General features: G+C 66.0%; 23 protein-coding genes. 15 read left to right on the forward strand and 8 right to left on the reverse strand.

Annotation, left to right across the window (positions count from 1 at the left end; all coding sequences use genetic code 11):
* Positions 1–129: 129 nt before the first annotated feature.
* The gene (locus tag ASG69_RS20225) at positions 130–492 is read left to right on the forward strand and encodes an STAS domain-containing protein (protein ID WP_056443708.1); all 363 of its coding nucleotides are present in this window, start codon (positions 130–132) and stop codon (positions 490–492) included.
* Between the two features lie 8 nt (positions 493–500).
* On the opposite strand, the gene ASG69_RS20230 is transcribed toward ASG69_RS20225, so the two are convergent.
* The 3 genes from ASG69_RS20230 to ASG69_RS20240 are packed head-to-tail and all read right to left on the reverse strand — an operon-like array spanning position 501 to position 3,739.
* The gene (locus ASG69_RS20230) at positions 501–1,682 is read right to left on the reverse strand and encodes a zinc-dependent alcohol dehydrogenase (protein ID WP_027506400.1); all 1,182 of its coding nucleotides are present in this window, start codon (positions 1,680–1,682) and stop codon (positions 501–503) included.
* 35 nt (positions 1,683–1,717) lie between these two features.
* Positions 1,718–2,632: an SDR family oxidoreductase gene (locus tag ASG69_RS20235; RefSeq protein WP_056443710.1), complete on the reverse strand. Its 915-nt coding sequence runs from the start codon at positions 2,630–2,632 to the stop codon at positions 1,718–1,720.
* A 45-nt stretch (positions 2,633–2,677) separates the two neighbouring features.
* The gene (locus ASG69_RS20240) at positions 2,678–3,739 is read right to left on the reverse strand and encodes an NAD(P)H-binding protein (protein ID WP_056443714.1); all 1,062 of its coding nucleotides are present in this window, start codon (positions 3,737–3,739) and stop codon (positions 2,678–2,680) included.
* A 95-nt stretch (positions 3,740–3,834) separates the two neighbouring features.
* Here ASG69_RS20240 and ASG69_RS20245 point away from each other — a divergent pair, with 95 nt between their 5' ends.
* Complete coding sequence (locus ASG69_RS20245; protein ID WP_056443717.1) at positions 3,835–4,539, forward strand: GAF and ANTAR domain-containing protein; 705 nt, start codon at positions 3,835–3,837, stop codon at positions 4,537–4,539.
* Between the two features lie 9 nt (positions 4,540–4,548).
* Here the strand turns inward: ASG69_RS20245 and ASG69_RS20250 are convergent, their stop codons facing one another.
* Positions 4,549–5,463 carry a DAPG hydrolase family protein gene (locus tag ASG69_RS20250; RefSeq protein ID WP_200933863.1) on the reverse strand — a complete coding sequence of 305 codons (915 nt, stop codon included), beginning with the start codon at positions 5,461–5,463 and terminating at the stop codon, positions 4,549–4,551.
* A gap of 227 nt (positions 5,464–5,690) precedes the next feature.
* On the opposite strand from ASG69_RS20250, the gene ASG69_RS20255 reads away from it, so the two are divergent.
* The 6 genes from ASG69_RS20255 (at position 5,691) to ASG69_RS20280 (ending at position 8,457) form a co-directional block, all read left to right on the forward strand.
* Positions 5,691–6,275, forward strand: a complete 585-nt coding sequence (locus ASG69_RS20255) for a TetR/AcrR family transcriptional regulator (protein ID WP_027506396.1) — start codon at positions 5,691–5,693, stop codon at positions 6,273–6,275.
* 101 nt (positions 6,276–6,376) lie between these two features.
* A complete protein-coding gene (locus tag ASG69_RS20260) occupies positions 6,377–7,054 on the forward strand; it encodes a methyltransferase (protein ID WP_027506395.1) in 678 nt (225 codons plus the stop codon).
* A gap of 49 nt (positions 7,055–7,103) precedes the next feature.
* The gene (locus tag ASG69_RS20265) at positions 7,104–7,277 is read left to right on the forward strand and encodes a CDGSH iron-sulfur domain-containing protein (protein ID WP_082544411.1); all 174 of its coding nucleotides are present in this window, start codon (positions 7,104–7,106) and stop codon (positions 7,275–7,277) included.
* Positions 7,278–7,323: 46 nt separating this feature from the next.
* Complete coding sequence (locus ASG69_RS20270; protein WP_056443730.1) at positions 7,324–7,782, forward strand: Fur family transcriptional regulator; 459 nt, start codon at positions 7,324–7,326, stop codon at positions 7,780–7,782.
* Positions 7,779–8,216 (forward strand): hypothetical protein, encoded by a 438-nt coding sequence (locus ASG69_RS20275; RefSeq protein ID WP_056443732.1) that lies wholly within the window; start codon positions 7,779–7,781, stop codon positions 8,214–8,216. Before ASG69_RS20270 ends, ASG69_RS20275 begins: the two co-directional genes overlap by 4 nt.
* Positions 8,217–8,232: 16 nt before the next feature.
* Positions 8,233–8,457 carry a hypothetical protein gene (locus tag ASG69_RS20280; RefSeq protein WP_056443734.1) on the forward strand — a complete coding sequence of 75 codons (225 nt, stop codon included), beginning with the start codon at positions 8,233–8,235 and terminating at the stop codon, positions 8,455–8,457.
* Positions 8,458–8,567: 110 nt separating this feature from the next.
* On the opposite strand, the gene ASG69_RS20290 is transcribed toward ASG69_RS20280, so the two are convergent.
* Together ASG69_RS20290 and ASG69_RS20295 are read right to left on the reverse strand one after the other, a co-directional pair.
* The gene (locus ASG69_RS20290; protein WP_056443737.1) at positions 8,568–9,896 is read right to left on the reverse strand and encodes a lipase family protein; all 1,329 of its coding nucleotides are present in this window, start codon (positions 9,894–9,896) and stop codon (positions 8,568–8,570) included.
* 73 nt (positions 9,897–9,969) lie between these two features.
* A complete protein-coding gene (locus ASG69_RS20295) occupies positions 9,970–10,776 on the reverse strand; it encodes a transglutaminase-like domain-containing protein (RefSeq protein WP_056443739.1) in 807 nt (268 codons plus the stop codon).
* A 561-nt stretch (positions 10,777–11,337) separates the two neighbouring features.
* On the opposite strand from ASG69_RS20295, the gene ASG69_RS20300 reads away from it, so the two are divergent.
* From ASG69_RS20300 to ASG69_RS22315, 7 genes are all read left to right on the forward strand, one after another.
* Positions 11,338–12,516 (forward strand): hypothetical protein, encoded by a 1,179-nt coding sequence (locus ASG69_RS20300; protein ID WP_235579018.1) that lies wholly within the window; start codon positions 11,338–11,340, stop codon positions 12,514–12,516.
* A gap of 821 nt (positions 12,517–13,337) precedes the next feature.
* On the forward strand, positions 13,338–14,039 hold the full coding sequence (locus ASG69_RS20310) for a hypothetical protein (protein WP_156380598.1): 702 nt from the start codon (positions 13,338–13,340) through the stop codon (positions 14,037–14,039).
* A 258-nt stretch (positions 14,040–14,297) separates the two neighbouring features.
* Complete coding sequence (locus ASG69_RS20315; RefSeq protein WP_056443745.1) at positions 14,298–16,550, forward strand: bifunctional DNA primase/polymerase; 2,253 nt, start codon at positions 14,298–14,300, stop codon at positions 16,548–16,550.
* 236 nt (positions 16,551–16,786) lie between these two features.
* A complete protein-coding gene (locus ASG69_RS20320; RefSeq protein ID WP_056443748.1) occupies positions 16,787–17,116 on the forward strand; it encodes a hypothetical protein in 330 nt (109 codons plus the stop codon).
* 385 nt (positions 17,117–17,501) lie between these two features.
* Positions 17,502–18,203, forward strand: a complete 702-nt coding sequence (locus tag ASG69_RS20325) for a recombinase family protein (RefSeq protein ID WP_082544413.1) — start codon at positions 17,502–17,504, stop codon at positions 18,201–18,203.
* Between the two features lie 90 nt (positions 18,204–18,293).
* Positions 18,294–19,646: a tyrosine-type recombinase/integrase gene (locus tag ASG69_RS20330; protein ID WP_056443751.1), complete on the forward strand. Its 1,353-nt coding sequence runs from the start codon at positions 18,294–18,296 to the stop codon at positions 19,644–19,646.
* 492 nt (positions 19,647–20,138) lie between these two features.
* Positions 20,139–20,384: a helix-turn-helix domain-containing protein gene (locus tag ASG69_RS22315; protein WP_082544414.1), complete on the forward strand. Its 246-nt coding sequence runs from the start codon at positions 20,139–20,141 to the stop codon at positions 20,382–20,384.
* A gap of 91 nt (positions 20,385–20,475) precedes the next feature.
* On the opposite strand, the gene ASG69_RS22630 is transcribed toward ASG69_RS22315, so the two are convergent.
* Together ASG69_RS22630 and ASG69_RS20335 are read right to left on the reverse strand one after the other, a co-directional pair.
* Entirely contained in the window at positions 20,476–21,696 is a 1,221-nt protein-coding gene (locus tag ASG69_RS22630) for a hypothetical protein (protein ID WP_156380599.1), read from the reverse strand.
* Positions 21,697–21,780: 84 nt separating this feature from the next.
* Entirely contained in the window at positions 21,781–22,875 is a 1,095-nt protein-coding gene (locus tag ASG69_RS20335) for an MrcB family domain-containing protein (RefSeq protein WP_056443757.1), read from the reverse strand.
* Positions 22,876–22,959: the final 84 nt, after the last annotated feature.

The raw sequence follows: 22,959 nt of genomic DNA on the forward strand, positions 1-22,959 counted from the left end.
TCCGGTTCGCCGAACCGCGATGTCGATCGATCAGAGTTGTCTGCAAGGCGGTCCAGCCCAGGGCCCTTCGCTACACCCTCGGTACCGGTGCGAGACACCGCGTCCGAGCAGCGCCGCAGAAGGAACATGATGACCACGGTTGCTCCTTCCCACCACTCCTCCAGCCCGTTCGACGTCGTCGTCCACGCAGGCCACGACGGCCGCCGCATCGTCGCCGTCCGTGGCGACGTCGACCTCGTCACCGCGCGCGACCTGACCCGCTGCCTCCGAGCGGCCGTCTCGGACGGCCCCGTCACGGTCGACCTCACCGACGTCCGGTTCTTCAGCTCGGCCGGCGTGACCGCGATCGAGGACGTCCTGTCGGACGCCCCGACCGCGATCGACGTCGTGATCTCGCCGTCACCTCGGGTGCGGCGCACTCTCGGTGTCCTCGGCCTCACCCGTCTCGTGCCGGTCGTGGCTTCGGTGGAACCGGAGCCGCTCGCGAGCTGACCCGCTCGTCACGGACGCAGGATGATCTTCACGGCTCCGTCCTGCTTCTTCTGGAAGATCTCGTAGGCGTGCGGCGCCTGCGTCAACGGCAGGGTGTGGGTCGCGAAATCGTCCACGCCCAACGGATCGTCGTCCGTCAGCAACGGCATGATGTCGTCGACCCACCTCTTGACGTTCGCCTGACCCATGCGCAGTTGGATCTGCTTGTCGAACATGGTCATCATCGGCATCGGATCCGCCGCGCCGCCGTACACGCCGGACAGTGAGATCGTGCCGCCCCGGCGGACGATGTCGACCGCCGAGTAGACCGCGTCGAGGCGGTCCACTCCGGCCTTCTCCATGAACGGTTTCGCGAGGGCGTCCGGGAGCAGACCCGCCACCTGCTGCGCGGCCTTCGCCACCGGTGAGCCGTGGGCCTCCATTCCGACCGCGTCGACGACCGAGTCGGTACCGCGGCCGTCGGTCAGTTCGCGGACGACGTCTCCGACCTGCCCTCCGTGGGCCCGGAGATCCACCGTCTCGATGCCGCGAGCGCGAGCACGCTCGAGCCGCTCGGGTACGCGGTCGACGCCGATGACGCGGTATCCGAGATGGGTGCCGATGCGTGCCGCCATGTCGCCGATCGGACCGAGGCCCAGCACGGTCAGCGAGCCGCCCTCGGGCACCCCCGCGTACTGCACGGCCTGCCACGCGGTGGGCAGTACGTCGGACAGGTAGACGAATCGCTCGTCGCTCGGGCCCTCCGGGACCTTGATGTGGGTGAAGTCGGCGTGCGGCACCCTCAGGTACTGCGCCTGGCCGCCCGGCACCGATCCGTAGAGCTCGGAGTAGCCGAACAGTGCTGCGCCCATACCGGTCTCGCGTACCTGGGTGGTCTCGCACTGGGTGTACAGCGACTGATCGCACATGAAGCACGAGCCGCACGAGATCTGGAACGGGACGACGATGCGGTCGCCCACCGCCAGCGTCGACACGGCGCTGCCGACCTCGCGCACGATGCCCATCGGTTCGTGGCCGAGGATGTCACCGACGTTCATGAACGGCCCGAGCACCTCGTAGAGGTGCAGATCGGAGCCGCAGATGTTGGTGGACGTCACCTCGATGATGGCGTCCGTCGGATCCTGGATCGTCGGATCCGGGACGTTGTCGACGCGGACGTCGCGCTTGCCGTGCCAGGTCACTGCTCTCATGATGTGCCTTTCGTGTCGTGCGGATGCGGGAATGCTCAGGTGATCGGGGAACCGCCGGTCACGCCGATGACCTGCCCGGTGATGTAGCTGGACTCGCCCGAGGCGAGGAACACGTACGCGGGTGCGAGTTCCGCGGGCTGTCCCGGACGTCCGAGCGGCACCTGGTCGCCGAAACCGTCGACACTGTCCGACGGCATCGTGGCCGGGATCAGCGGTGTCCAGATGGGTCCGGGTGCCACGGCGTTCACGCGGATGCCCTGTCGGGCGACGTCGCTCGCGAGCCCCTTGGAGAAATTGATGATGCCGGCCTTGGTGGTGGCGTAGTCGAGCAGTTCGGGTGAGGCGCTCACGCCCTGGACGGAGGAGGTGTTGACGATGGTCGAGCCCGGATCCATCACGGCCACAGCCTTCTTGGACAACCAGAACAACGCGTACAGGTTGGTCTTCAGTACGCGGTCGAACTGCTCGGTGGTGATGTCGGCGATACCGCCGCTCTGGGCCATCTGGAACGCCGCGTTGTTCACGAGAATGTCGAGACCGCCCAGTTCGCGCACCGCGGTGTCGATCAGGGCGTCGCAGTGCGCCTCGTCGCGGATGTCACCGGGGACGCTGACGGCCCGGCGGCCGGCCTCCTCGACGAGCCGCACCGTCTCGCGCGCATCGGGCTCCTCGGACTCGAGGTACGACAGCACGACGTCGGCGCCCTCGCGCGCGAACGCCAGGGCGACGGCGCGGCCGATGCCGCTGTCCGCTCCGGTGATCAGTGCCTTCCGGCCGGTGAGCCGCCCTGATCCGCGGTAGGTGGACTCCCCGTGGTCGGGGGTGGTCCGCATGTCCTCGGTCAGCCCGGGATGCGAGATCGGTTGCTGCCCCTCGCGATCCGGCGTCGCGTAGGCGGTACGCGGGTCTCTCTTGGTGTACTGGTCGATCGAGCCGTTCGAAGAAGTCATACCGGCCGGGTACCCGCGTACCCGACCGGGAATCCTGGTCCCGCCTCAGGAACGCGGGTGCAACAGCGCTCGCGAGAATCGTCCCGACACGTCGTGACGCACCCGTCCGTCTCGGCCGATCGACACGACGCCGCCGGCCCACGAGGGGTCGGTGTCCGCCGCGGACTGCGGGTCGGTGGTGCCCTCGGCGTCGGTGCCGTCGTGCGAGCTGACCGTCAGCGACCGCCTGATGGACTCGTCGATACCCACGAGAGAGTCGACGGCGTGCGCGAACGTGTCCGTGGCCGCGTTGCCCCGACGGACGATCATGTCGTGATGCAGGCTGTCCACCAACGAGATCACGGTGCCGGGCGGCATCTGTGTGATGGCGGCGACGGCTCGCCCGACGATCGGTGTGGGAACCAGCGGCACGCGGAACTGGGGCCGCGACAGTTCGGCGATGGTCGCGTAGCGGGTGAGCAACTCGGGGTAGGTGAGCACCTCGGTCCCGCCGATGTCGTACGACCCCGGAATGGGCTCGTCACCGAGAGCGGCGGCGATGATGTGCAGGACGTCGGTCGTCGCGATCGGCTGCACCTTCTTCACCATCCAGCTCGGCACGGGGGTGAACGGGAGCCGTTCGACCATCCTGCGTACGAGCTCGAACGAGGTGGAGCCGGACCCGAGGATGATGGCCGCCCGGAACACCGTCGCCGGGACGGACGAGTTGAGGAAGACCTCCTCGACCTGCAGGCGGGACGTGATGTGGTCGGAGAGGTCCTCGTCGTCGTCGGGCACGTGGCCGGACAGGTAGACGATGCGGCCCACGCCGTGCTTCTCCGCGGCGCGCGCGACGGCCTGCGCGGCCTCGCGATCCTTGGTCACGAAGTCGCCGTCGTCCATCGAGTGCACGAGGTAGACGACCGCGTCCGCACCCTCGAGCGCGGCGTCGATGGACTTCTCGTCGGTGATGTCGAAGTGGACCGGCGTCACGTCGTCCTCCCAGCTGAAGGAGGACGCCTTGCTGTCGTCGCGCATGGCGGCGAGCACGTCGTGACCGTCGCCCAGCAGGATGGGAACGAGACGTGAGCCGATGTAGCCGGTGGACCCGGTGACCAGGATGCGCAAGACATGCCTTTCGAGTGAGTGGTCCTGGTTTACCCGTCCCCGGTCGCGGTCAATCTGTGCCGAGTGTCATGCCCGCTGCTGCTCGAGGAGGTCGGATGAACGCGTCTCGAGAACGGGAGCCGTCGGACATCGCGTCGGCGCTGGCGGCATTCGCTCGCGACCTGACGGCGCACACCGATCTCGACGACACGTTGCGCAGGGTCACCGAGGCGGCCCTCGATCTGGTTCCCGGAACGGACGCCGCCGACGTGGTGGCGATCTCGGGCAGGTCGTCGTTCACCTCGCACGGGCCCACGTCGTCCCTTCCGCCGCGGCTCGACGCAGCTCAGATCGAGTTCGGGGAGGGCCCGTGCCTGGACGCGGCGACCACCACCGCGGTGGTGCGGGCCGATGATCTGACCACCGACACCCGGTGGCCGAAGTATGCGCCGATCGCCGTGGCGGAGGGCGTGCGGAGCTCGCTCTCCTTCCAGCTCTTCACCCACCGCGACACCTTCGGTGCCCTGAACCTGTTCGCGTTCGAGCCCCGAGCCTTCACCGACGACGCGATCATGGTCGGGGAGGCGCTCGCCACCCACGCCGCGATCGCTCTGACAGCGGGTCGGGTCGAGGATCAACTGCATTCGGCCCTGGCGTCCCGGGACGTCATCGGGCAGGCCAAGGGCATGATCATGGAGCGTTTCGGCGTCGACGCCCAGCAGGCCTTCACCCTGCTGACCAGGCTGTCCCAGGACTCCAACACCCCGATCTGCCGGTTGTCGGTCCACTTGGTGGAGAAGGGGTCGGAGTCGGCTCGCTGAGGTGCCGGGTCACGAGAACTCGGCGTGCAGTTCGGGGAGGAACGCCGCGAGGTGATTCATCTCCTGCCCGCAGTGCATCAGCAGGTCACGACCGAGGTTGAGGCTCAGCTGCAGATCGGTCGGATCGACCGACGCACCACGGGCCACCGCACACGCGGCCTGCGTCACGTTCGGTACGTGCAGGCCGCGGAGGTTCAGGTGGAACCGGCTGCGCATCTCGGCGCCGCCCTCGATCGGGCGGACCTGGTGGGCGAGCCACCCCAGGTCCACGGGGGCGATGCTGCTCCCGACGCGGCCGAAGACGATGGTCTGATCCGACGGCACGGTGAACCCGTGCGCCACCGGGTCTCGGAAGTTGATCCCGAGCTGCTGCAGTTTCGGCCCCACGTACTCGTCGACGTAGGTGGTGTTGCCGATGTACTTCTGCCGGTCCGTGAGGTCGGCGGTGGTGAGGTCGGTGTCCAGGGCAGCGAACTGGTGCGCGTCGGGATGCCACAACTTGTAGCGCGCGGCCTCGCTGGAGTGCCACCCGAACCACCAGTCCCACATGGCCGCAGTGACTCTCGGCATGACGGTGCGCACCGCCACGAAGACCACTCCGTCGGCGCCCTGGCCGTACCCGGTCTCCACCGCGGACGTCCCGGTCGGGCCGAGATCGCGCGTGATGTCCTCGAACCGAGGCACTGCTCCCGCCGGTAGCGCCGGGCCGGCGAAGGCGTCGGCCACGATCTGCGGCGCGGGGGCGGTCCGGGCCTGCATGTAGCGGGCGTACGGGAGCGCGAAGTCGGCGCCGCGGTAGCCGGGATAGCGAACGGCGCAGGCCGCCGAGGGGAGTGTCGGCGCTGCGCGGACGCGCGGGGCGATCCCCACCGTGACCGCTCCCGCGGCGACGGCGGCCGCTCCCAACATCCCGCGACGACTCATGGCCCGATTCCTCAACATCTGTACAGAAAAGACGCCGGCGACCCCGGTGTCAAGCACGAGCGGACGTGCCGAGACGGGTGTACCCTCAACGCCTGTCATGATCGTGACGCGGCAGTCGGGGGACGGTGGAGCGGGCTCGATCAGCCCGTTCCGCCGGCGCGATCATCGTGAGCCGACCGTGACCGGTGATGGTGGTACCGGCACGTCAGGGCCGTAACATCTCACCAATGAGTGATGGTGAGACGGTGGAGAAGCCCAGAAGTCGGCGCTCACTCATCTCTGCCGCCGCGGTGCAGGTGCTCGCCGAACGCGGTCCCCGTGGGTTCACTCATCGTGCGGTCGATCAGGCAACCGGTCTCGGTGCCGGCGCCGTCAACTATCACGCGCCCGATCGAGCCACCCTGCTCTCGCTGGCGCTCGACGAGGTGTTCCGGAGAGATCTCGAGGTCGCCGGTCGGCACTTCGCACTCGACACCTGGCATCACGACGCCGTGGTCGACGCCGTCGTCGGGTTCGTCCGCGACATGTGCAGCGAGGAGCATCGCGGCCGCGTCGTCGCACGGCACCACCTTCTCGGCGAGGGTCTGGTGCGGCCCGAACTCAAGGCGGCGTTCGACGCCCAGTTGGCCGCGTTCGTCGGCCTGGTGTCGTCCAAGATGAGCGAGGCGGGCTACCCCGCGACCGTGGCGTCTGCGGAACTGTTCGCCATGTCCGTGGACGGTCTGCTCACCCGCCAGGTGGTCATCGGGGTCGAACCGCTTGCCGACGAGGAGATTCCGCGCATCGTCTCCATCATCGCCCGGAGGTGGTGACGCGCCGGTCCCGCGTTTGAATCGCGTCCGTTCGGGAATGCCATTCCTGAAGAAAGGCGGCAGATGCTGCCAGCGCATCTGCGCCGACGGAAGGTTCTCGTGTGACGACGATTCATCGCGACACGATCAGCATGGTGCGTGCACACCCCGGTGTCTACGCCCCCCAGGACGATTCGAGACTGCTCTGCGAGGTCATGCCGGTGGCGGCGTCGCCCCTGGGTGCGCGCGCCCTCGATCTGTGTACGGGTACCGGAGTGCTCGCGCTCCAGGCTGCGTGTCTCGGTGCACGTGAGGTGCTCGCCTACGACCTGGATGCTCGCGCCGTCGCGTGCGCCCTGGACAACGCCGAGCGCATCGGTGTCGAGGTCGATGCGCGACAGGGCACGCTCATCGACGCCCTCGCCGAGGCGCCGTTCGACCTAGTGGTCTCCAATCCGCCGTACGTACCGTCGCCGACCGCGCCGGAGGGGCGCGGTGTGCACCGTGCGTGGGACGCCGGCGCCGACGGTCGTATCGTCCTGGACCCGTTGTGCGACAACGCATTCGATCTCCTCACTCCGGGCGGCACCATGCTGATCGTGCAGTCCGAGTTCGCCGGTGTGGACCGCACGATCGAGCGTCTGATGCGGTCCGGCACCACGGTCGACGTGGTGGCTCGCCGTCGGATCGCGTTCGGTCCCGTCATGCACGCGCGCGCCGAGTGGCTCGAGGCCACGGGCGCCCTGCAGCCGGGTCGGCGCTCCGAGGAACTGGTGGTCGTCCGTGCCCGACGCGCCTGACGCTGCTCCCGCAGCACGGCTCGTCCGTGTTGTTCCGGGCGGGCCGGTGATGGTGGAGGGGCCCGTCGACGTGGAGATGGAGGACGGCACCCGCGTGCGGTCCGACCGCTTCATGGTGGCGCTCTGCGCGTGTCGACGCAGCAAGAACTACCCCTTTTGCGACACCAGCCATCGCCGCAAGATCCGTGCGTCCACCACCGAGGACCGGGGTCGCGACGACTGACACGGCCCGGACGTTTCACGGCGCCCTGCGGGGGCACTCCGGCGTCGTGGACACCAGGGAACAGCCGACGGTCGTCTCGTCGGAAGAGCAGTGGCGTCGGGTACTGCGTGAGCGCGGGCTGCGCGTGACCCGCCCGCGCCTGCGCGTGCTGAACGTCGTGGCGCGGCACCCACACGTCGACGCCGGCTACGTGGCCCGCACGCTGAAGAGCCAGGGGATGTCGCGGCAGACCGTCTGCGGCAACCTCGACGCACTCGTGTCGGTGGATCTCCTGCGCCGGATCGAGCCCGCCAATTCGCCCGCGCTGTACGAACTTCGGGTCGACGGCGACGACCACCACCATCTGATGTGCCGGCAGTGCCGCCGAGTGTTCGACACGGCCCTCACCTCCGATGTGCGTCGACGCGCTCCCGAGCCGGAGGACGACGATTTCGACATCGACGGCGTCGACGTCTTCTTCTGGGGTGTGTGTCGTGACTGCCGGACGGGTAACCAGCAGGTATGAGCGATGATCGCGAGAAGATGCTGACGGACCACCACCGTCCGGACGGGTCCGACGATGCCACGGTGTCCGCCGTCGGTTCGGTCTCGGAGGCCCTCGAGTGGGTGGAACGCGCCCGCGGCCACCTGTACACGTTCCACCAGCTGATGGGCCACGCCGATCTCCAGTTCGGCTCTGCCGCGGACGAGCTTCGCGACGCAGGGCACGGTGACGCAGCGGACGCACTGGAGCGAGAGGTGATCGGCCGCAACGTCATCGAGGGTCGGTGGACGTTCCAGATGGTCGAGGACTTCGACGACGGGTACTGGACCACCGCGCGTGAGCACGAACGCCGGATCCGCGACGACCTGATGGACGGCCGCCGTCACGTCTTCGAGGCGGAGATGAAGGAGAACCGGCGCACGCACGGCAAGCGCGGTCACGAGGCAACACCCTGACAGGAGGATCGACACGATGACGATGACGAGCGACACGGTGCGCGGCGTGCTCGACGCACCCGACGGAACGCTGCTGGTGATGCGGGACGGCGAACTGACGATGACCGACGACGATTCGGGTGCCGTTCTGGTGACCACCAAGGCGGCACTCGTCGAGCAACTGGGAGACGACAGGTCACCCGAGCGACTCGAGACGGCGGCCACCGCGCTGAACGACATGGTCGACAAGCTCGGGGCATGATCATGTCGACGTCCGACGAGAAGCACTCGGAGCCCTCCGGTTTCGCGGAGGCGTCGGGGCCACCCGACTTCGGGATCGAGCCGACGCGCCGCGACTCCGGCGACGACCGGCTAGCGGACCCGGCCGAGCAGAGCGCGACCGGTCGAGACGGTGAGCCCGAGCAGCCCTCGGACACCTGACACCGACAGGGCCGAGGACCATACGGTCTCGGTGGTGTTCGGGGGCACCGGGCGGTCGGCGATGCGATCGGCGAGCCAGTTCAGCGTGGCGGGTGCGGCGATGGGATGCAGCGACAGGTGCTCGCTGAGCCGGTCGCGCACGTACGTCACGTGGGCGCCGGCGGTGCGGTACCGCTCCACCTGCCCGTCCACGTCGTCGACGGCGATGATGGGGTCGTGCACCGCCTGCATGATGAGGAGCGGGAAGCTCGGTGCGGACTTGCCCGGCTGGATGTCCTGGAAGATCTGCACCAGCTCGGGGGTCGCCATGACGTCGGCGAGCGGGATGTCGGTGTAGCGCTCGAGGTCGTGCATCAGCAGCGTCAGAACGGCGTGCACCGTGGTCTTGCGCTCGAGCGAGGACAGAATGGTCATGCCGGGCTGCGCGACGTGATCGCGGATCGTCCGGTCCAGATCGGGGTAGGTGCGGCGCAGCCCCTCGACCACCATGGTGGGCAACGCGGCGAAGATCGTGCCGTTGAGGCGGGAGAACGCCGACGCCGGATCACCGACGGGCGAGCCCAGCGCGGCACCGACGACGTTCAGCTCCGGCGCGTACTCGTCCGCGGCCTCGGCGGCCCACGACGTGGCCAGGCCGCCGCCCGAATACCCCCACAGTGCGACGGGCGCCGAGTCGTCGAGCTCCAGAGGTGCGAAGGACAGGGCGGCGCGGATGCCGTCGAGAGTGCAGTATCCGGGTTCGATCGGTGCACCCCAGCGGCCGTCCATGCCCTCGTGATCCGGCAGGGACAGCGCCCACCCGCGGCGCAGCGCGTACAGGATGATGAGCAGCTCGAACTGGGGCACGGCGCCGTGGGCGTGTGCTCCGTCCCGCAGCGCGTACGACGGGAAGCAGCGGTCCGAGACGGCGTCGATGGCGCACTGGTAGGACAGCAGCGGAATGCTCCGACCCGGAACCGCGCCGGCCGGCAGCAGGACCGTGGTGACACCCGTGCGCGGTTCGCCGTGCATGTCGGACGTTCGGTAGAGCAGCTGCCATGCCGACACGCGCTGGCGGATGGTGCCGAACAGGGCGATCTCGACACGGCGCGACCGCAGCACGGTCCCCAGCTCGGCCTTCTCGAACCCGGCGGGGGAGCGGTAGAACGGATCCTTGTTCGGCGTCGTCGTCAGCCGCTCGACGGCATCGTCGGAGTCAGTGCTCCGGTCCGCCGCCGTCCCTCGCCCACCCGTGAACGCTGCATCTCGTTCGATGCTCATGTGCGTCTCGCTTCCTGATTCGTCGAGTCACAGTAACCCGACGACGCAGGAGGCGACCGACGCATGCGCCGGATCAGGTGAGGGAGACCAGCTCGTGGATGTCGTCCTTCGGCAGGCCGTCGGTCGCCACGGCCGTGACCGTGGAGCTGTTCAGCGTGATCGAACCCTTGTGGTTGTCGAGGAACGCGGTGTCGGCCGCATCGCGTCCGGTCGCGATCCGGACCAGCGTCGACCGAGGTGCGAGGCACGTCGCGTCCACGACGTGCCAGGTGTCGTTCACCAGGGCCTCCGCGACGGCGTGAAAGTCCATCGGGTCGCATCCGGGTGCGTAGACGGCGACCAGACGAGCCGGAACGTTCAGCGCGCGCAGCATCGCGACGACCAGGTGCGCGTAGTCACGGCACACGCCGGCACCGGCGAGCAACGTGTCCGCCGCACCGTCGATGGGATCGCTGCTGCCCGGGACGTAGTGCAGTCGACGGCCGACCCAGTCGGACACCTCCGACAACAGCACCGCGTCGTCCGACTCGCTGCCGAACTCCGTGGCGGCGAAGCCGAAGAACTTGTCGGCCTCCGCGTACCGGCTCGGACGGAGGTAGACCGAGCGATCGAGATCCGTGACGGGGGACGGCTCCGCGTTCCCGGTGACGGTCGCGTCGTAGTAGACCTGCAGGTTGCCCACCGGCGCCTCGAGGACGTGGATCCGGTTGCCGTGGGCTCCGCTGACCTCGCGGGCCTCGACCGGTTTCCCGTCCAGGACGAACGAGAGGGTCTCGGCGACCTGCGCGCCGGGATGCGGGGCCACGGCGATCTGGAACTCCAGGGTGCTGGCGGCCGTGATGTCGACATCGAGGCGTGCGGAGACGACGCGTTCGGTCATGGAGGTGCTCGTTTCCGGGGGGAGAGGGGGTGTGCGCGGAGGTGTACCCAGCCTGACCAGGAACGACGCGTGTCGCTGGACACAGTGGGACGACCGCGGGCCTGGATCGTGGAATGTGGGCCCTGGAATCCGGGGTCCGGATTCCACCATCGCCCGGCGGCGAGGGGGAGGCGTGGAGCCGATGACGGGAATCGAACCCGCGTATTCAGCTTGGGAAGCGGTTTCGACGTTGCGGCGTGACCGTACCCGACCTGCGGCGAGGTTGCCTGAGTCGCTGTATCAATAGTGGTCACAGCGCTAACTAGCGCGTCGTAGTCGCGAGGTAGCGGACCGTAGCGCCGTGTAGTTGCGCTGTGGTGCGCGGCCCCGTCGCGGCCCCGGAGCTGAGTCCGCGCGGGCGGTAGAGTCGGTCGCGTAAGCCGGTCAGGCCGCTCGGAGAGCGCCCCGGCGAGCACAGTCCGGGCCGGAGGCCCACACGGCGGTTCAACCGCACGCGCGCGAGGCGCACCCCTTCCCAGTTACCACGCCGACGCCTCGCGCGGCCTCTAGATTGGACCCCTCGTGGACACCACCCAGCTCACCCCTGTCCAGCTCACGGCAATGGACGACCCCGACTACTTCCCGATCTTCGGGGCGGAACGTACCGGCACCAGTACGCGTGGCGACGTGCTCGTCTCCCACACGAGCGACGGCACCGACTTGAATACGGTCTGGGACGAACTCGCCGCGACCCTGGACATCTTCAACGAGCAGCGTTCGGCAATCGCGTCGTTGCTCTCGTACCCGACCACTCGGCAGGTCGATGCGGTCCAGCAGTCCGTCGGCGGGGCCACGCTGGAGCTGGCGAGCGAGTTCGGCGTGCCGACCGGCGTGCGCGGCCCAGAGGTCGCCACTGTCGGGTACGACTTCAAGGACTACGACATTGCGAGCCGCTTCTCCTGGAAGTTCCTCCGGGACGCCGATGCGCGGCAAGTAGATGCGGTCCACAACGACGTGCTGGAAGGTGTCAACAACCACACGACGACGGCGATTCTGCGACGGCTGTTCAATCCCGCGCCGTCTGTCTCGCCAGAGGGCAACGCGGTTTACGGGCTGTGGAACGGGGACGGCTCCATGATCCCGCCGTTCATGGGTCGGGAGTTCGATCCGGCCACCGAGACGCACTACCTCACTACCCAGAGCGCGGTGCTCGACGCGAGTGACCTGGAAGCGGTCATCGAGAAGGTGACCTCGAAGGGCTACCAGACCGATACCGGCCGCCAGCTCCTCATCCTCGCGCACCCCAACGAGGCGAAGCGCATCGCGACGTTTCGTGCCGGGAAACCTGGGTCGGACGGAGTCGAGGCTGTCTATGACATGGTGGTGTCCACCGCCGCCCCGGCCCGCCTGACGCTGGAGTCGATCGTCGGCGGGCAAGCCCCCTCGGACTTCAACGGTCTGCCGGTCCTGGGCAGCTACGGACCCGCGTACTTGGTCGAGTCCTACTGGGTGCCGGCGGGTTACGTGGCGGTGGTGGCGACCGCGGGACCCGACGCCGAAGGAAACCCGATCGCGTTCCGCCAGCACCCCCGCCCCGAGTACCAGGGGCTGCGACTCATCCCCGGCAGCGACCAGCGCTATCCGATCGTGTCGTCCTACTATGCCATTGGGTACGGTACGGGGGTACGGCATCGCGGTGCGGCGGCGGTGCTCCAGGTGAACACGAGCACGACGTACGCCGCGCCGACCTTCCTCCGGTAGGGCGTCGTGGGTAAGAAGCGGGAAGCGTCCGAGCCAGGTGGAAGCGAGTTCTCCCATGGCAAGGGGCTGACTCCGAACGGCGTGACTCGGTACTCCGGTCGCGTCGCCTCACTCACCGTCACCGATCCCAGCAGCAAGGCTTCGAAGCGCGCGATCCGAGCCGCGACCGCAGTCCGGTCGGCCTAGCCTGCGGATTGCACCCCCTAGTCACCATCGCGCTCTTCGGGTAGGAGTGTCCGCGATGGGCACAAGTGCCCCGCACCCTGACGAGGGGTGCGGGGCACTTCACGTCGGTACCCAAAGCGTGAGTCGCACTGAGTGTCTGACCGTAGTCCCGTAGACGTCTCGATACGGCTCGTATAGACTCGTAGTAGTTCCGAGAAGTTACTGGAACTGGCAAGTCTCCTTTGGCCCCTGAACGCACACGGGCACGTGCAAGGTTTTCTTCAGTCCTTGGCGGGTGGATAGGCGAGTTGGGCAGGCTGCGTCTCGCCCAGGTTCACTCCACATCAGCTGGAGCCCTGGTGAGACGCATCGGCAGGGTTCCCTTTCGTCAGGAGAACCATGGGAAAGTCATTAAACCCTCCACGTCCGGTCGACCCCTCGCTACCGACGATGACTATCGAGGATGCAGTCGTCTGGTCTGCGGCAATGGGCGTCGCCGTCACCAAAAGCACAATTCGCCGAGCCATCTACCAAGGCAATCTACGGCGGCACCTCATCCAGAATCGGGTCCGTCTGTCCGAGAACGATATTCGGTCATGGATGGCAAGTACGGCAGACGCCCATTTCGTTCCCCGCCACGTTCCAGGGCGTGCATCATGAGCGACCCCACTCACGACCCGTATGCCCGTGATTCGATCGGTCGCCTTCGCGGTGCGCCTATCGAACCAATCGAAGAGTATGAGGCTTCCGGGCGTTTTCGGTGCGACCCCTACGCCCCGCCTGATCCTGAGCGCGTTGATGCCTTGCTCACGCGCCTTGGCTTGGAGGGTGGGCGGAACTTCGATCCGCATCGTTCGAATCCCATTGTGGAACAATGGGAAATGCATCAACGTTTCGCAGAGTCGTTCTCGCCAGGGCACGACCGGTTGGCACACCCAGCTACGGGCACTCAGACCCTCGGCCACCACATGGCCTTCATGCAGGTCGGGCAGCGACGCACAGGTGGACCGAAGCGGAGCAGCATTTCCGCTCAGAACGACGACCCGCTTGATGTTCGTGCCGTTCTTGTCGGTTGTGACAGCGAAGGCTGGCTGCAAACTGAGGTGAACAGCTATGAAGAGGTCCGTCGGATCGTTCTGGAACAGTTGAGCCCGAAGCTGCGGCGGGACAGCTGGTGCGGCTTCTGCAACAAGAAGAAAATCCGGCTGGCTGACTTGAGGTTCTTACTTCAAGGGCATTCGTATTGGATCTTCGCGACACCAGCGTGCCTGGGCTGTCAGACGAAGCTGTGCACCAATGCTCGCGAGATCGACGTGGACTTGACGTGGATCGCACATCCGTCGGTGGGAGACCAGTAAATAACCAACACCCCTGACCGCTCGCTAGTCGGTCAGGGGTGTCTCGAAGCGAACACGGTTGCAGCCGTGCACCCAATCCCATTGTTAGATTGAGGATTTGAGTTGAAGTCTACTCTAGAAGCGCCGCGTAGCCGCGTGCGCCGGACGACTCTGGTTGTCGGGGGGTCCACCCGACACAGATTCGACCGCCTGAACCGATGCGAGACAGAGGTTCCCTCGGGCCTCCCCAGCTTCGACAACCGAGACGCGGCGCAAGCCATGGCGAAGGCTGGTTGGTACGTACTGCCGACGAGTTCGGACCCAGTGCACGTCAAGCGGCCTGGCAGCGTGGTTGGTAACAACTGGCCCTGGCACTCCACGCGCGACCCGCAGCAGATAGACGAGTGGTGGACGGAGGACCCGAACCGGGGAATCGCGCTGCATGTGGGGCGTTCCCGCGCAATTGGTTTCGACTTGGATGTGGACTCGCTGACCGAGCTGCCGGACGAGCTGGCGCAAGCTCTGCGCACGGGCTTGGTCCAAAAGACCCGTGCCGGGGAGTCGGACCGCGGGCACTACCTCTTCGCGCTGGACGACGGTGACGACTTCGGAAACGGGGCGGGTGCGTTCGCTCCGTTCGGTGAGGTACGCGGTCGCAATGGAGTGCTTATTTGCGAGCCGACGACGCACCCGAACCCGGAGGGCCGATACCGCTGGATCAGTGCCGGACCGCTGCCGCCACTTCCCGACGCACTTCGATCCTGCCTCAGCGCGAGTGCAACCGTCGAGGTGGCCCCTTTAAGTTCGGCAGCCCTGGACGAGTTCCTAAGCAGTCATGCCGGAAGTGATCGGCTACCGCTGCTTGAAGGGGTCGTCAAACTCTTCGAGCGTGAGGTGGCAGAAGGGTCGGCGCGGCACGAGGCTTTGGTGCGGGCGCTCCCAATGGCTTTCCGAGAGGCTGCGGCCGGCTGCTACCCGGCGCGGGACGCCTACGCGCGGTTAGAAGCCGTCTTCGAGGCCGCGTTCACGAACCCCGCTAACGAAGGGGGCGGTCTGAATCGGGGGCGAAGCCTCCCGAGCCCGAACGAGTACCGCAGGACCGCGGAGTGGGCTGCCGCGCAGGCACAGCACGCCGACCCGACCGAGACGCTCGCAAGAATCAACCGCGACGACCCGGCACATGCTGTCGTAGACGAGGATGCGTTCTGGAACTCCAGGTCCGTACTGGAGCATCTTCGAACCTTTGCTCGCTCGCGGCGCGTCGGACCTTGGTCGATGCTGGGGGCCGTCCTCGCGCGCGTTCTCTCGGTCGTTCCGCCAACTGTGGTGCTGCCGCCCACGATCGGAAGCCACGCCAGCCTCAACCTTTTCGTCGCGTTGGTCGCCGCGTCGGGCGAGGGCAAAGGCTCGTCCGAGAGCGCCGCAGCGGACGCAATCGACACGACGCCCGACGTGTACGTCGCGACGCCTGGAAGCGGCGAAGGCATCCCCAAGCAGTACGCCTTCAAGTCGAGTGGGAAGCAAACAAACCTGCGGAACTCAGTGCTGTTCTCGGTCGCGGAAATCGACACGCTCGCCGCGCTCGGGAATCGAACCAGCGCCACCTTGATGCCAGAGCTCCGCAAGGCGTGGATGGGCGAACGCCTCGGCTTCGGCTACGCAACGGCGGACAAGGCAATCCCGATTCTCGAGCATCGCTACCGGATGACAATGGTCGTGGGGGTCCAACCGGGCCGCTCCAAGGCGCTGCTGGAGGACAGCGACGGCGGCACCACTCAACGCTTCTTGTGGTTCCCGACGACCGACGTCGATGCACCCGACAAGGTGCCCGAGAACCCCGGAACATTTGCGATTCCACGGTGGCCGAAGGGCGTCGTCGCAACGCACGACACCGCGTCCTCGGCCGCGCCGGTTGTCGAGGGCGGCGAGGTGCGTCACCTGATCGAGGTGGACGTGCTCGCGTTACAAGAACCGGCGAACGTCAGAGAGTTTCAGGTGTTGGAGCTGCCCGATTCCGCGGTCGCACTGATCCACGAAACGCAGCTCGTAAAATTGCGGGGCGGAGCGCGCGACGGGCTCGATGGCCACGCGATCTTGGCGCGGTTGAAAGTGGCCGCGGCGCTGATGGTTCTGGACGGGCGTTTCGACGCAGTGAGCGAGGTCGACTGGGACTTGGCCGGCACGGTTCTCACCGTCAGCAATCGCACCCGAGCACAGGTCCAGCGTGACGTGGCGGCGAAAGCGGCACAGCTCAACCACCACCGCGGGAAGTCGGAAGGCGCACGTGAGATTGCCAAGGCGGAAGTGATCGACGGCGCGCGAATCAAGCGCGTCGCCAACAACCTCCGAAAGCATCTACGCAAGAGGGGAACGTTGTCGAAGAACGAGCTGCGGAAGCTGATCGCGCAGCGCGATCGTGACGCGGTCGAGGATGCGCTGACGAGGTTGGTCGATGTAGGCGATGTCGAACTGACGGACGTCGAACACAACGGCACCAAGGGCCAGCACGCCACCTTCGTAGGTGGGTCGTGAGTCGGTTTCGGCGGCGTGGGCGGAAAAGCCGATTCAGGGGGGTACGGGGGTACGCCGTACCCCCGTCCGCCGCGACGAAGGGAAGAAGTTGAGAGAAACGTGCACAGCAGGAACTCTAAAAGGCCTGGTCAACACACAAAATATTAATCGCGGGTATAGAAACGAAGCGCCCGAAAGTCGGCTACGGGGGTACGCGTACCCGTCGTACCCCCCTACCGCGCCGAAAGCGAGAAACCATGAGTAACACCGACGGTCCCGGCGCAGATTCGCCCGACTCGGACGGCGACGAGTTGCTGCGGGCGGCGCTGCCGGAGGCGGAGACGTGGCGCACGATCAAGCGAACGGCCAAGGCGGAACGCGCGGCGTTGGACCGTGAGCGAGAAAGGCACGAACGGGCCTACCGGGCACGGGTGCGGCATACGGACGAGATGACCGAAGCGGAAGCACGCCGCCGCGCGAACGGGGAAAGGCCGAACCTCACGCCCGAGAACTTCGGAGCGATGGTAAGCAGCGATCCGATCGACCCCGACGCGGAACAGACGCCAGTGGGCAAGGACTGGTTCTGAGGCTGGGCACCCGGCGATAATCAGGTGCTCTGCCTGTGCGGGCGGTCGTCTCTTACGGGGGTTGCGCTCCGGCCTCGGCTTCCTGGCCGGCCAATCCATCGCCGTCTTCCCGGTCGATAGCCGCCGACCGCCGTCCCGGAGCGGAGCGATCGACCTCGACACAGATTGCACCCACCTCGCTTCAACGCTCCCCAGCGTTCGGCCCGGTTCCGGGGACTCGTCGGGGTACGGGGTCTCAACGCCTTAGAGCCAAAATGCACTGTGAGGCAGTGCAATCGGCGTGTACCGGCCGGTGGGCGCGTGGCGTACTTTCGGGGTCGGAAACGTTCCAACCGGTCAACGGCGACGTATCCGGCCCCACTCTGCAGGACGACAGGAGAAGCGAATGACGACGACTCAAGCCCCGGATCGGGGGCATGCGGGCGCGGGAACGGCGCACGGTCTACGCGGGTTGCGCGTGATCGGGTACGCCCGCGTCTCGACCAACGCCCAGGAGATGGGGCACGGACTCGGTGCGCAGCAGGACGAGATGCGTCGGTACTGCGCCGCGAATGAGCTCCAATTACTAACCGTCACATACGATGTGATGAGCAGTGGCAGCGTGCCGAAGCTCCACGGCCGAGCGACCGCCATCGCGGCTATCGAAGCGGGCCTGGCGGATGCGCTACTGGTTCGGGCGCTCGACCGCGCCACGCGGGACCAGCTCGACGCCGCGGCAATCGCTCAGCGCGCCAACGCGAATGGCTGGACTTTGCTCGACACGCAGGGCGCGAACTCCAGCGACACCAGCCAGCGACTGCTCTTCGACATTCGGGTGGCGATGGCTGCGGAGGAGAAGCGCAAGATCAGCGAGCGAACCAAGGAGGGCTTGCGTCGGGCGAAGGCGCAAGGCGTGCGGCTGGGCCGTCCGTCCGGCATCTCGCCCGCTATCCAGGAGGAGATTGTGGCTCTGCGGGTCGAGGACGGGCTCAGCGCGAAGAAGATCGCGGCGAGGCTGGACGAGTACGGCATAGCCACGCCGGGGGACGGGCTGCAGTGGCACCACAGCACGATCCGTCGGGTGCTTCAGCGCGCGGGGGTGATGTGAGATGGACACGCTCGGTTGGGTTCTCGTTCTCTGGCTTCCGCTCACCTTCGTGGTGGTCGCCGCGATCTTCAGCAACGGGAAGCGGTAGTCGTGGCTAGCGTCCACAGGTTCACGTCGAAGCGCGACGGCAAGCCCTACTACAAGGTGAAGTGGCGAACGCCCGACGGCAAGCACCGCACCAAGGGCGGCTTCGATACCCGCAAGCAGGCCGACACCTACGCCTCGGAGGTCGAGTACAGCCAGCGGCGGGGAACTACCTTCGACCACCGGGCCGGGGAAGTCACGTTCCGGCTCGCGGCGAACGAGTGGCTGGAGAGTCGCCACGACCTCAAGCCCCGGACCCGCGCGGGCTACGCGTACCAGATCGCCGACGGCAGCGAGATCGACCGGACTTTTGGGGGCTACCCCCTTAACGCCATCACCCGCCCGATGGTCTCGGAGTGGGTCGTCGGTCTCTCCCGACGCGGAAAGCAGTCCTCGACCGTCCGGCATGCGTTCTTCGTGGTTCGGATGGTCCTCGGGCAGGCGGTAGCGGATGGCCGGCTGAGCGCAAACCCCTGCGATCACGTACGACTTCCGAGCGAGCGAAGCGCCACGGCGGGGACGCCGGGTGTGGTCGATGACCCCGACCAGTTCCTCACCGCGACTCAGGTATCGGCGCTCGTGGAGGCGGCGCCGTGGCCCTTCAACGTCATGGTGCATCTCGCGGCGTGGTCCGGGTTGCGTGCCGCCGAGCTGGCGGGGCTCCAGGTAGGGGACGTGGAGTTACCGGCGCGGTCGTTGAACCCGAACGCGCCCCGCAAGCCCGGAACGCTTCGGGTGGAGCGGACGGTCATGGTCGTCGGCGGGGTGCTTTCCTACGACACGCCCAAGACGCGGGGGAGCAGGCGGCGAGTGCCGCTGCCGAGCGCGACGGTGGACGTGCTTCGGGAATACCTCGCGGTCCACCCCCGCACCGACGAACCGGGTGCGCCCCTCTTCCCCGCGTCGACGCTCGTTGCCGCGAAGCCGACGGGGAAGCGTGCGACCGACGCGGAGGGGCGTCGGACCGTGCCGAAGGCTGAGGATGTCCTCGCGGCCCTCACCGCGGACGAGGCAGCGGAGCGACTATCGCTCGACTGGTCGACGCCACTCCGGCACCCCTCCTTCTACAAAGCGGTCTACAGGCCAGCCGTCCTGCGGGCGATCCGCCTCGGCACCGCACTCCCGCCAACGCTCAAGTTCCACTCGCTACGGCACACGTACGTGTCGCTGTGCGTTGCGGCCGGAATCCCGCCTCTCGAGATCGCCCGGTTCGCCGGCCACGCGAAGGTGACGACGACGCTCAGCGTCTACGCGCACCTCTTCGAGGACGACCACTCCGACGCGATGGACGCGCTCGGTTCGATGGGTACGGCTCGCGCCGCGAACGTGGTTCCGATCCGCCGCGCGGAGGTCAGTTGACTGGGGTCGCTCCCGCGGATGTGGACGCCTCCACTCGCGCCTTGGTCTCCGCATAGAACCGCTCCCAGACGGCACCGCTGCACCGCGCGTCCGTCTGGGAGTTCAGTGGAACGTCCATCAATTCGAGGTATCGCCTCATCCCGTCTTCGCGTGCGGCAGGGGTTAGAGAGGGGTTCGTAGCGTCAGCCAGGGCTTGGCTCTTGCTTTCGCCCTGGCTTGAATTCTCGATTCGCTGAAACGACTCGCACCATTCGGCGCGCTCGGCATCGACCGGAGCGGCTGCTGACGAGGGCGGTGAGCTCGAAGCCGGGTCGGCCTGGCTGCCGCAAGCGGTCACGGTCAGAACGAACAGAGCGGCAAGGACCGCGGACTTCTTCACGTACGTCTCATCTCAGTCGGTGACTCGGGCAACCGTCGCAGAGCCTAGATGGTTTCGCACTAGACGTTTGTGCTCTGGATAGCTCCGCTGTAGACGGTTGTGCTTATCAAGCTATGCCGACAGACCCGAAGCCCCCTCTGAACGCCACGCTCGGTGCGTTCGGTGAGCGTGTCCGGGTACGCCGCCGCGAGCTGGGCCTGAGTCAGGAGGCCGCAGCGGAAGCCTGTGGGGTCCATTGGACCTACCTGAGCCAAGTCGAGCGGGGCCAGCGAAGCCCGCGCCTGGAGAACCTGCTCAAAATCGCCGACGGACTCGGATGCCGACCGGGTGAATTGGTCGACGGGATCGATGCGGGATAATTGGGAGCCAGACTGGGCTCGCGCCGCGAATGTGGTTCCGATCCGCCGAGCGGAAGTAAGTTGATCTCCTGGAAATCGTAAAAGGTCGCGGCTACTTTTCGTCTTCGTCTTTGGAATCCGAGTCGTCGGAGGCGTTACGTCCAAATAGAGTAATCAATCTTCTGCCGCCATCAGGCTCTTCATCGGACAATTTACCACGCAAGAATATTGTTTCCGCCATGCCTCTTCGTACCTCGGCAGCTTCTTCTTCTCCCAGGCGAGCCAGGAACGCTTCAAGCAAACGCAATCGAATATCGGCGCTCTTGCTGTTTCGGGCCTGTCGATGATTGGTTGACCCTCGACTGAAGAAGTATCCAGCGATGACGAGGGCGGCGATGGTAACTGACGCGCGGGCGACACTGACTGAGAATGCATTCCCGTCGACGGTGGAATCGTTGAGAAAGTGGACCAAAAGAAGAATCAGAGGGACTCCTCCGGTGACCGCACCTAAAATGTCGTAGAACCAGCCCGCGACGGCCTTATTTCTTGCCTGACGACCGAAGTCAGTGGCTACAGCTTGCTCGGCGATCCAGCTCGCAGCTACTTCGCTGCTGTCCCGATGCTCTTCTGCCTTCTTCGCCGCAGACTCGGCTCTCAGAAGTTGTTCATCTGAACGCTGAACGACGTTTTCGATTTGCGTGACTCTATCAGACAGGTCGCGCGCTATGGCCCTATCGAAAGCCTCCTGACCGGAAAGCTCGACCAATCGTACTGCTTCGGAGTATTCGCCTTCCCTCTCTTCTAGTGAGACTCGTGTATTTTCCAGCGTCTGGCCAATCTGCGACTTTAAACTCTCAAACTCGGCCATCAAGTTTTCGTTCTTTTCCTTAAGTTTCTGGTAGTAATTGTTTAAGTCGTCTAATGCATCTCGGGCCGCTTTGTCGTGCTCCTTAAACGTCCTCCCCGCGGCACGGGCTTGCCCTTGTGCGGGCAGAGGTGGCCACTTCGCCAGTTGGTCAAGCACTTGATCGAGTTGATCCGCGGCGCTTTTGAGATAGTTCGCATAGGAAATTGGATCATTAAGGTAGGTGGTTAACACGCTAATAACTTGAGCTAGTGCGCTCTGCGTAGACGCGAGCATTTGCTCGCTTATGAGGTCGCTTGTGCCACTTTCTTGGTGCTCGCGGAGATGCTGCAGCACAGATTTCAGGCGGACGATCGAATCGAGTTCCGGGGATCCATCGGCAACGGGCACTGATTCTAGTTTCGTACTGTAATCATCGACCACTGTCCAGAGGGGGTGATTCTGGAAGCGTTCTTGCCAGGGGTTCATGTCGCAATATTCGCATCTCAAGGCAAAACCGCGTTCGGGACACCCCGCACCTACCGGTTTCTAAAACGATGTTCGGGTCGGTGCCTACAGTCCGGTCGTGTACCGGAAGGCAATGGCGGTCAGTGCCGCATCGAGCGGTTTCCACGGCCACTGAAGGATGAGTTCACCGCCCGTTGCTCGCGAGCCGTCTGGAGTGTTCTCGAGTTCGATGTACCGCACGAGCGCCAGAGCCGTAGCCGGGTACTCAGCTTGATGTAGGTCGACTTCGTTTCGGGTGAGAATAACTTCAGACCCGTTCGACGTAGTCCCCTTCACTTCGATCTTCAGCGTCTCGCCGTCCCGTGTCGCATGCAGGTCGTAAGACCGCGTTGCGCCAACGTCCTTGACAGCAAATCCCAGTTGCTTCGAGGTGAAATATTCGACCGTCACCGCCACAGCGCGTTCCTCGATTACCTTCCGCTGACTAGCGGAGAGCCTTGGACCAGCTCGTACCGATTTGCGCGGCTCGGCGACCTCGGCAAGTTTCTGCTCAAAGTCGGCGACATCGGGCGCTTCACCAGGCACCCGCAACCCGATATCCGCCTCGCGGTAGATGCTGCCGATCCACTCCGCGGCCTGTAAAAGATGCCCCTCGATCTGCTCGTCCGGCGGTACAGCGTCGGCTTCGTACTGCACAGCAAGAACGTTGCCTAGCTCATAGGAGTGTCCGAGCGACTCGTTCCTTGGGTCTACGTCGATTTCGGTCACCCACTCGTCCGGGATGACGAAGTCCTTCTCCAGTAGTTGCCGAGCCCACTGGTTGCGGTGGGCGAGCTCAACCGGAGGCCGCAACTCAAACTCGGAACCGTTCCAACGGCGGGTTCCCTGGTTGAGGCTCAAATAGGCGCGACCACCGTCCGCTGAGAAGAGGAAGACCAGGTACCACCCATCCGTTGCCCTAGTCGATCGACTGGACGAGAAGATGCGAGTCCACGGGACGGCGGACTTCGGACCCATCCCGTCTTTACCCTGAACTTGCAGGTCGTCGATTCCGCTTCGCGCTTTCAACGCTGGGACTAGATCCTCTAGCTCTCGGCGAAGTTCGTCCCTGATGATGACGCCCCGGCGTTTCATGCCGTCTGTGTTGCGGTGTGTGTAGTCGGTCTGCCACAGCAAGACCTCTTCGATCGCGTCACGCATGGAGGGACCATATCCGGGGGATCGCGGCTTCCTGTGTACCGCGACGCGCGGCCCCGTGGCGGCCCCGCGACATGGACCAACGGC

This window comes from Rhodococcus sp. Leaf225 (genome assembly GCF_001426145.1).
Taxonomy (GTDB): domain Bacteria; phylum Actinomycetota; class Actinomycetes; order Mycobacteriales; family Mycobacteriaceae; genus Rhodococcoides.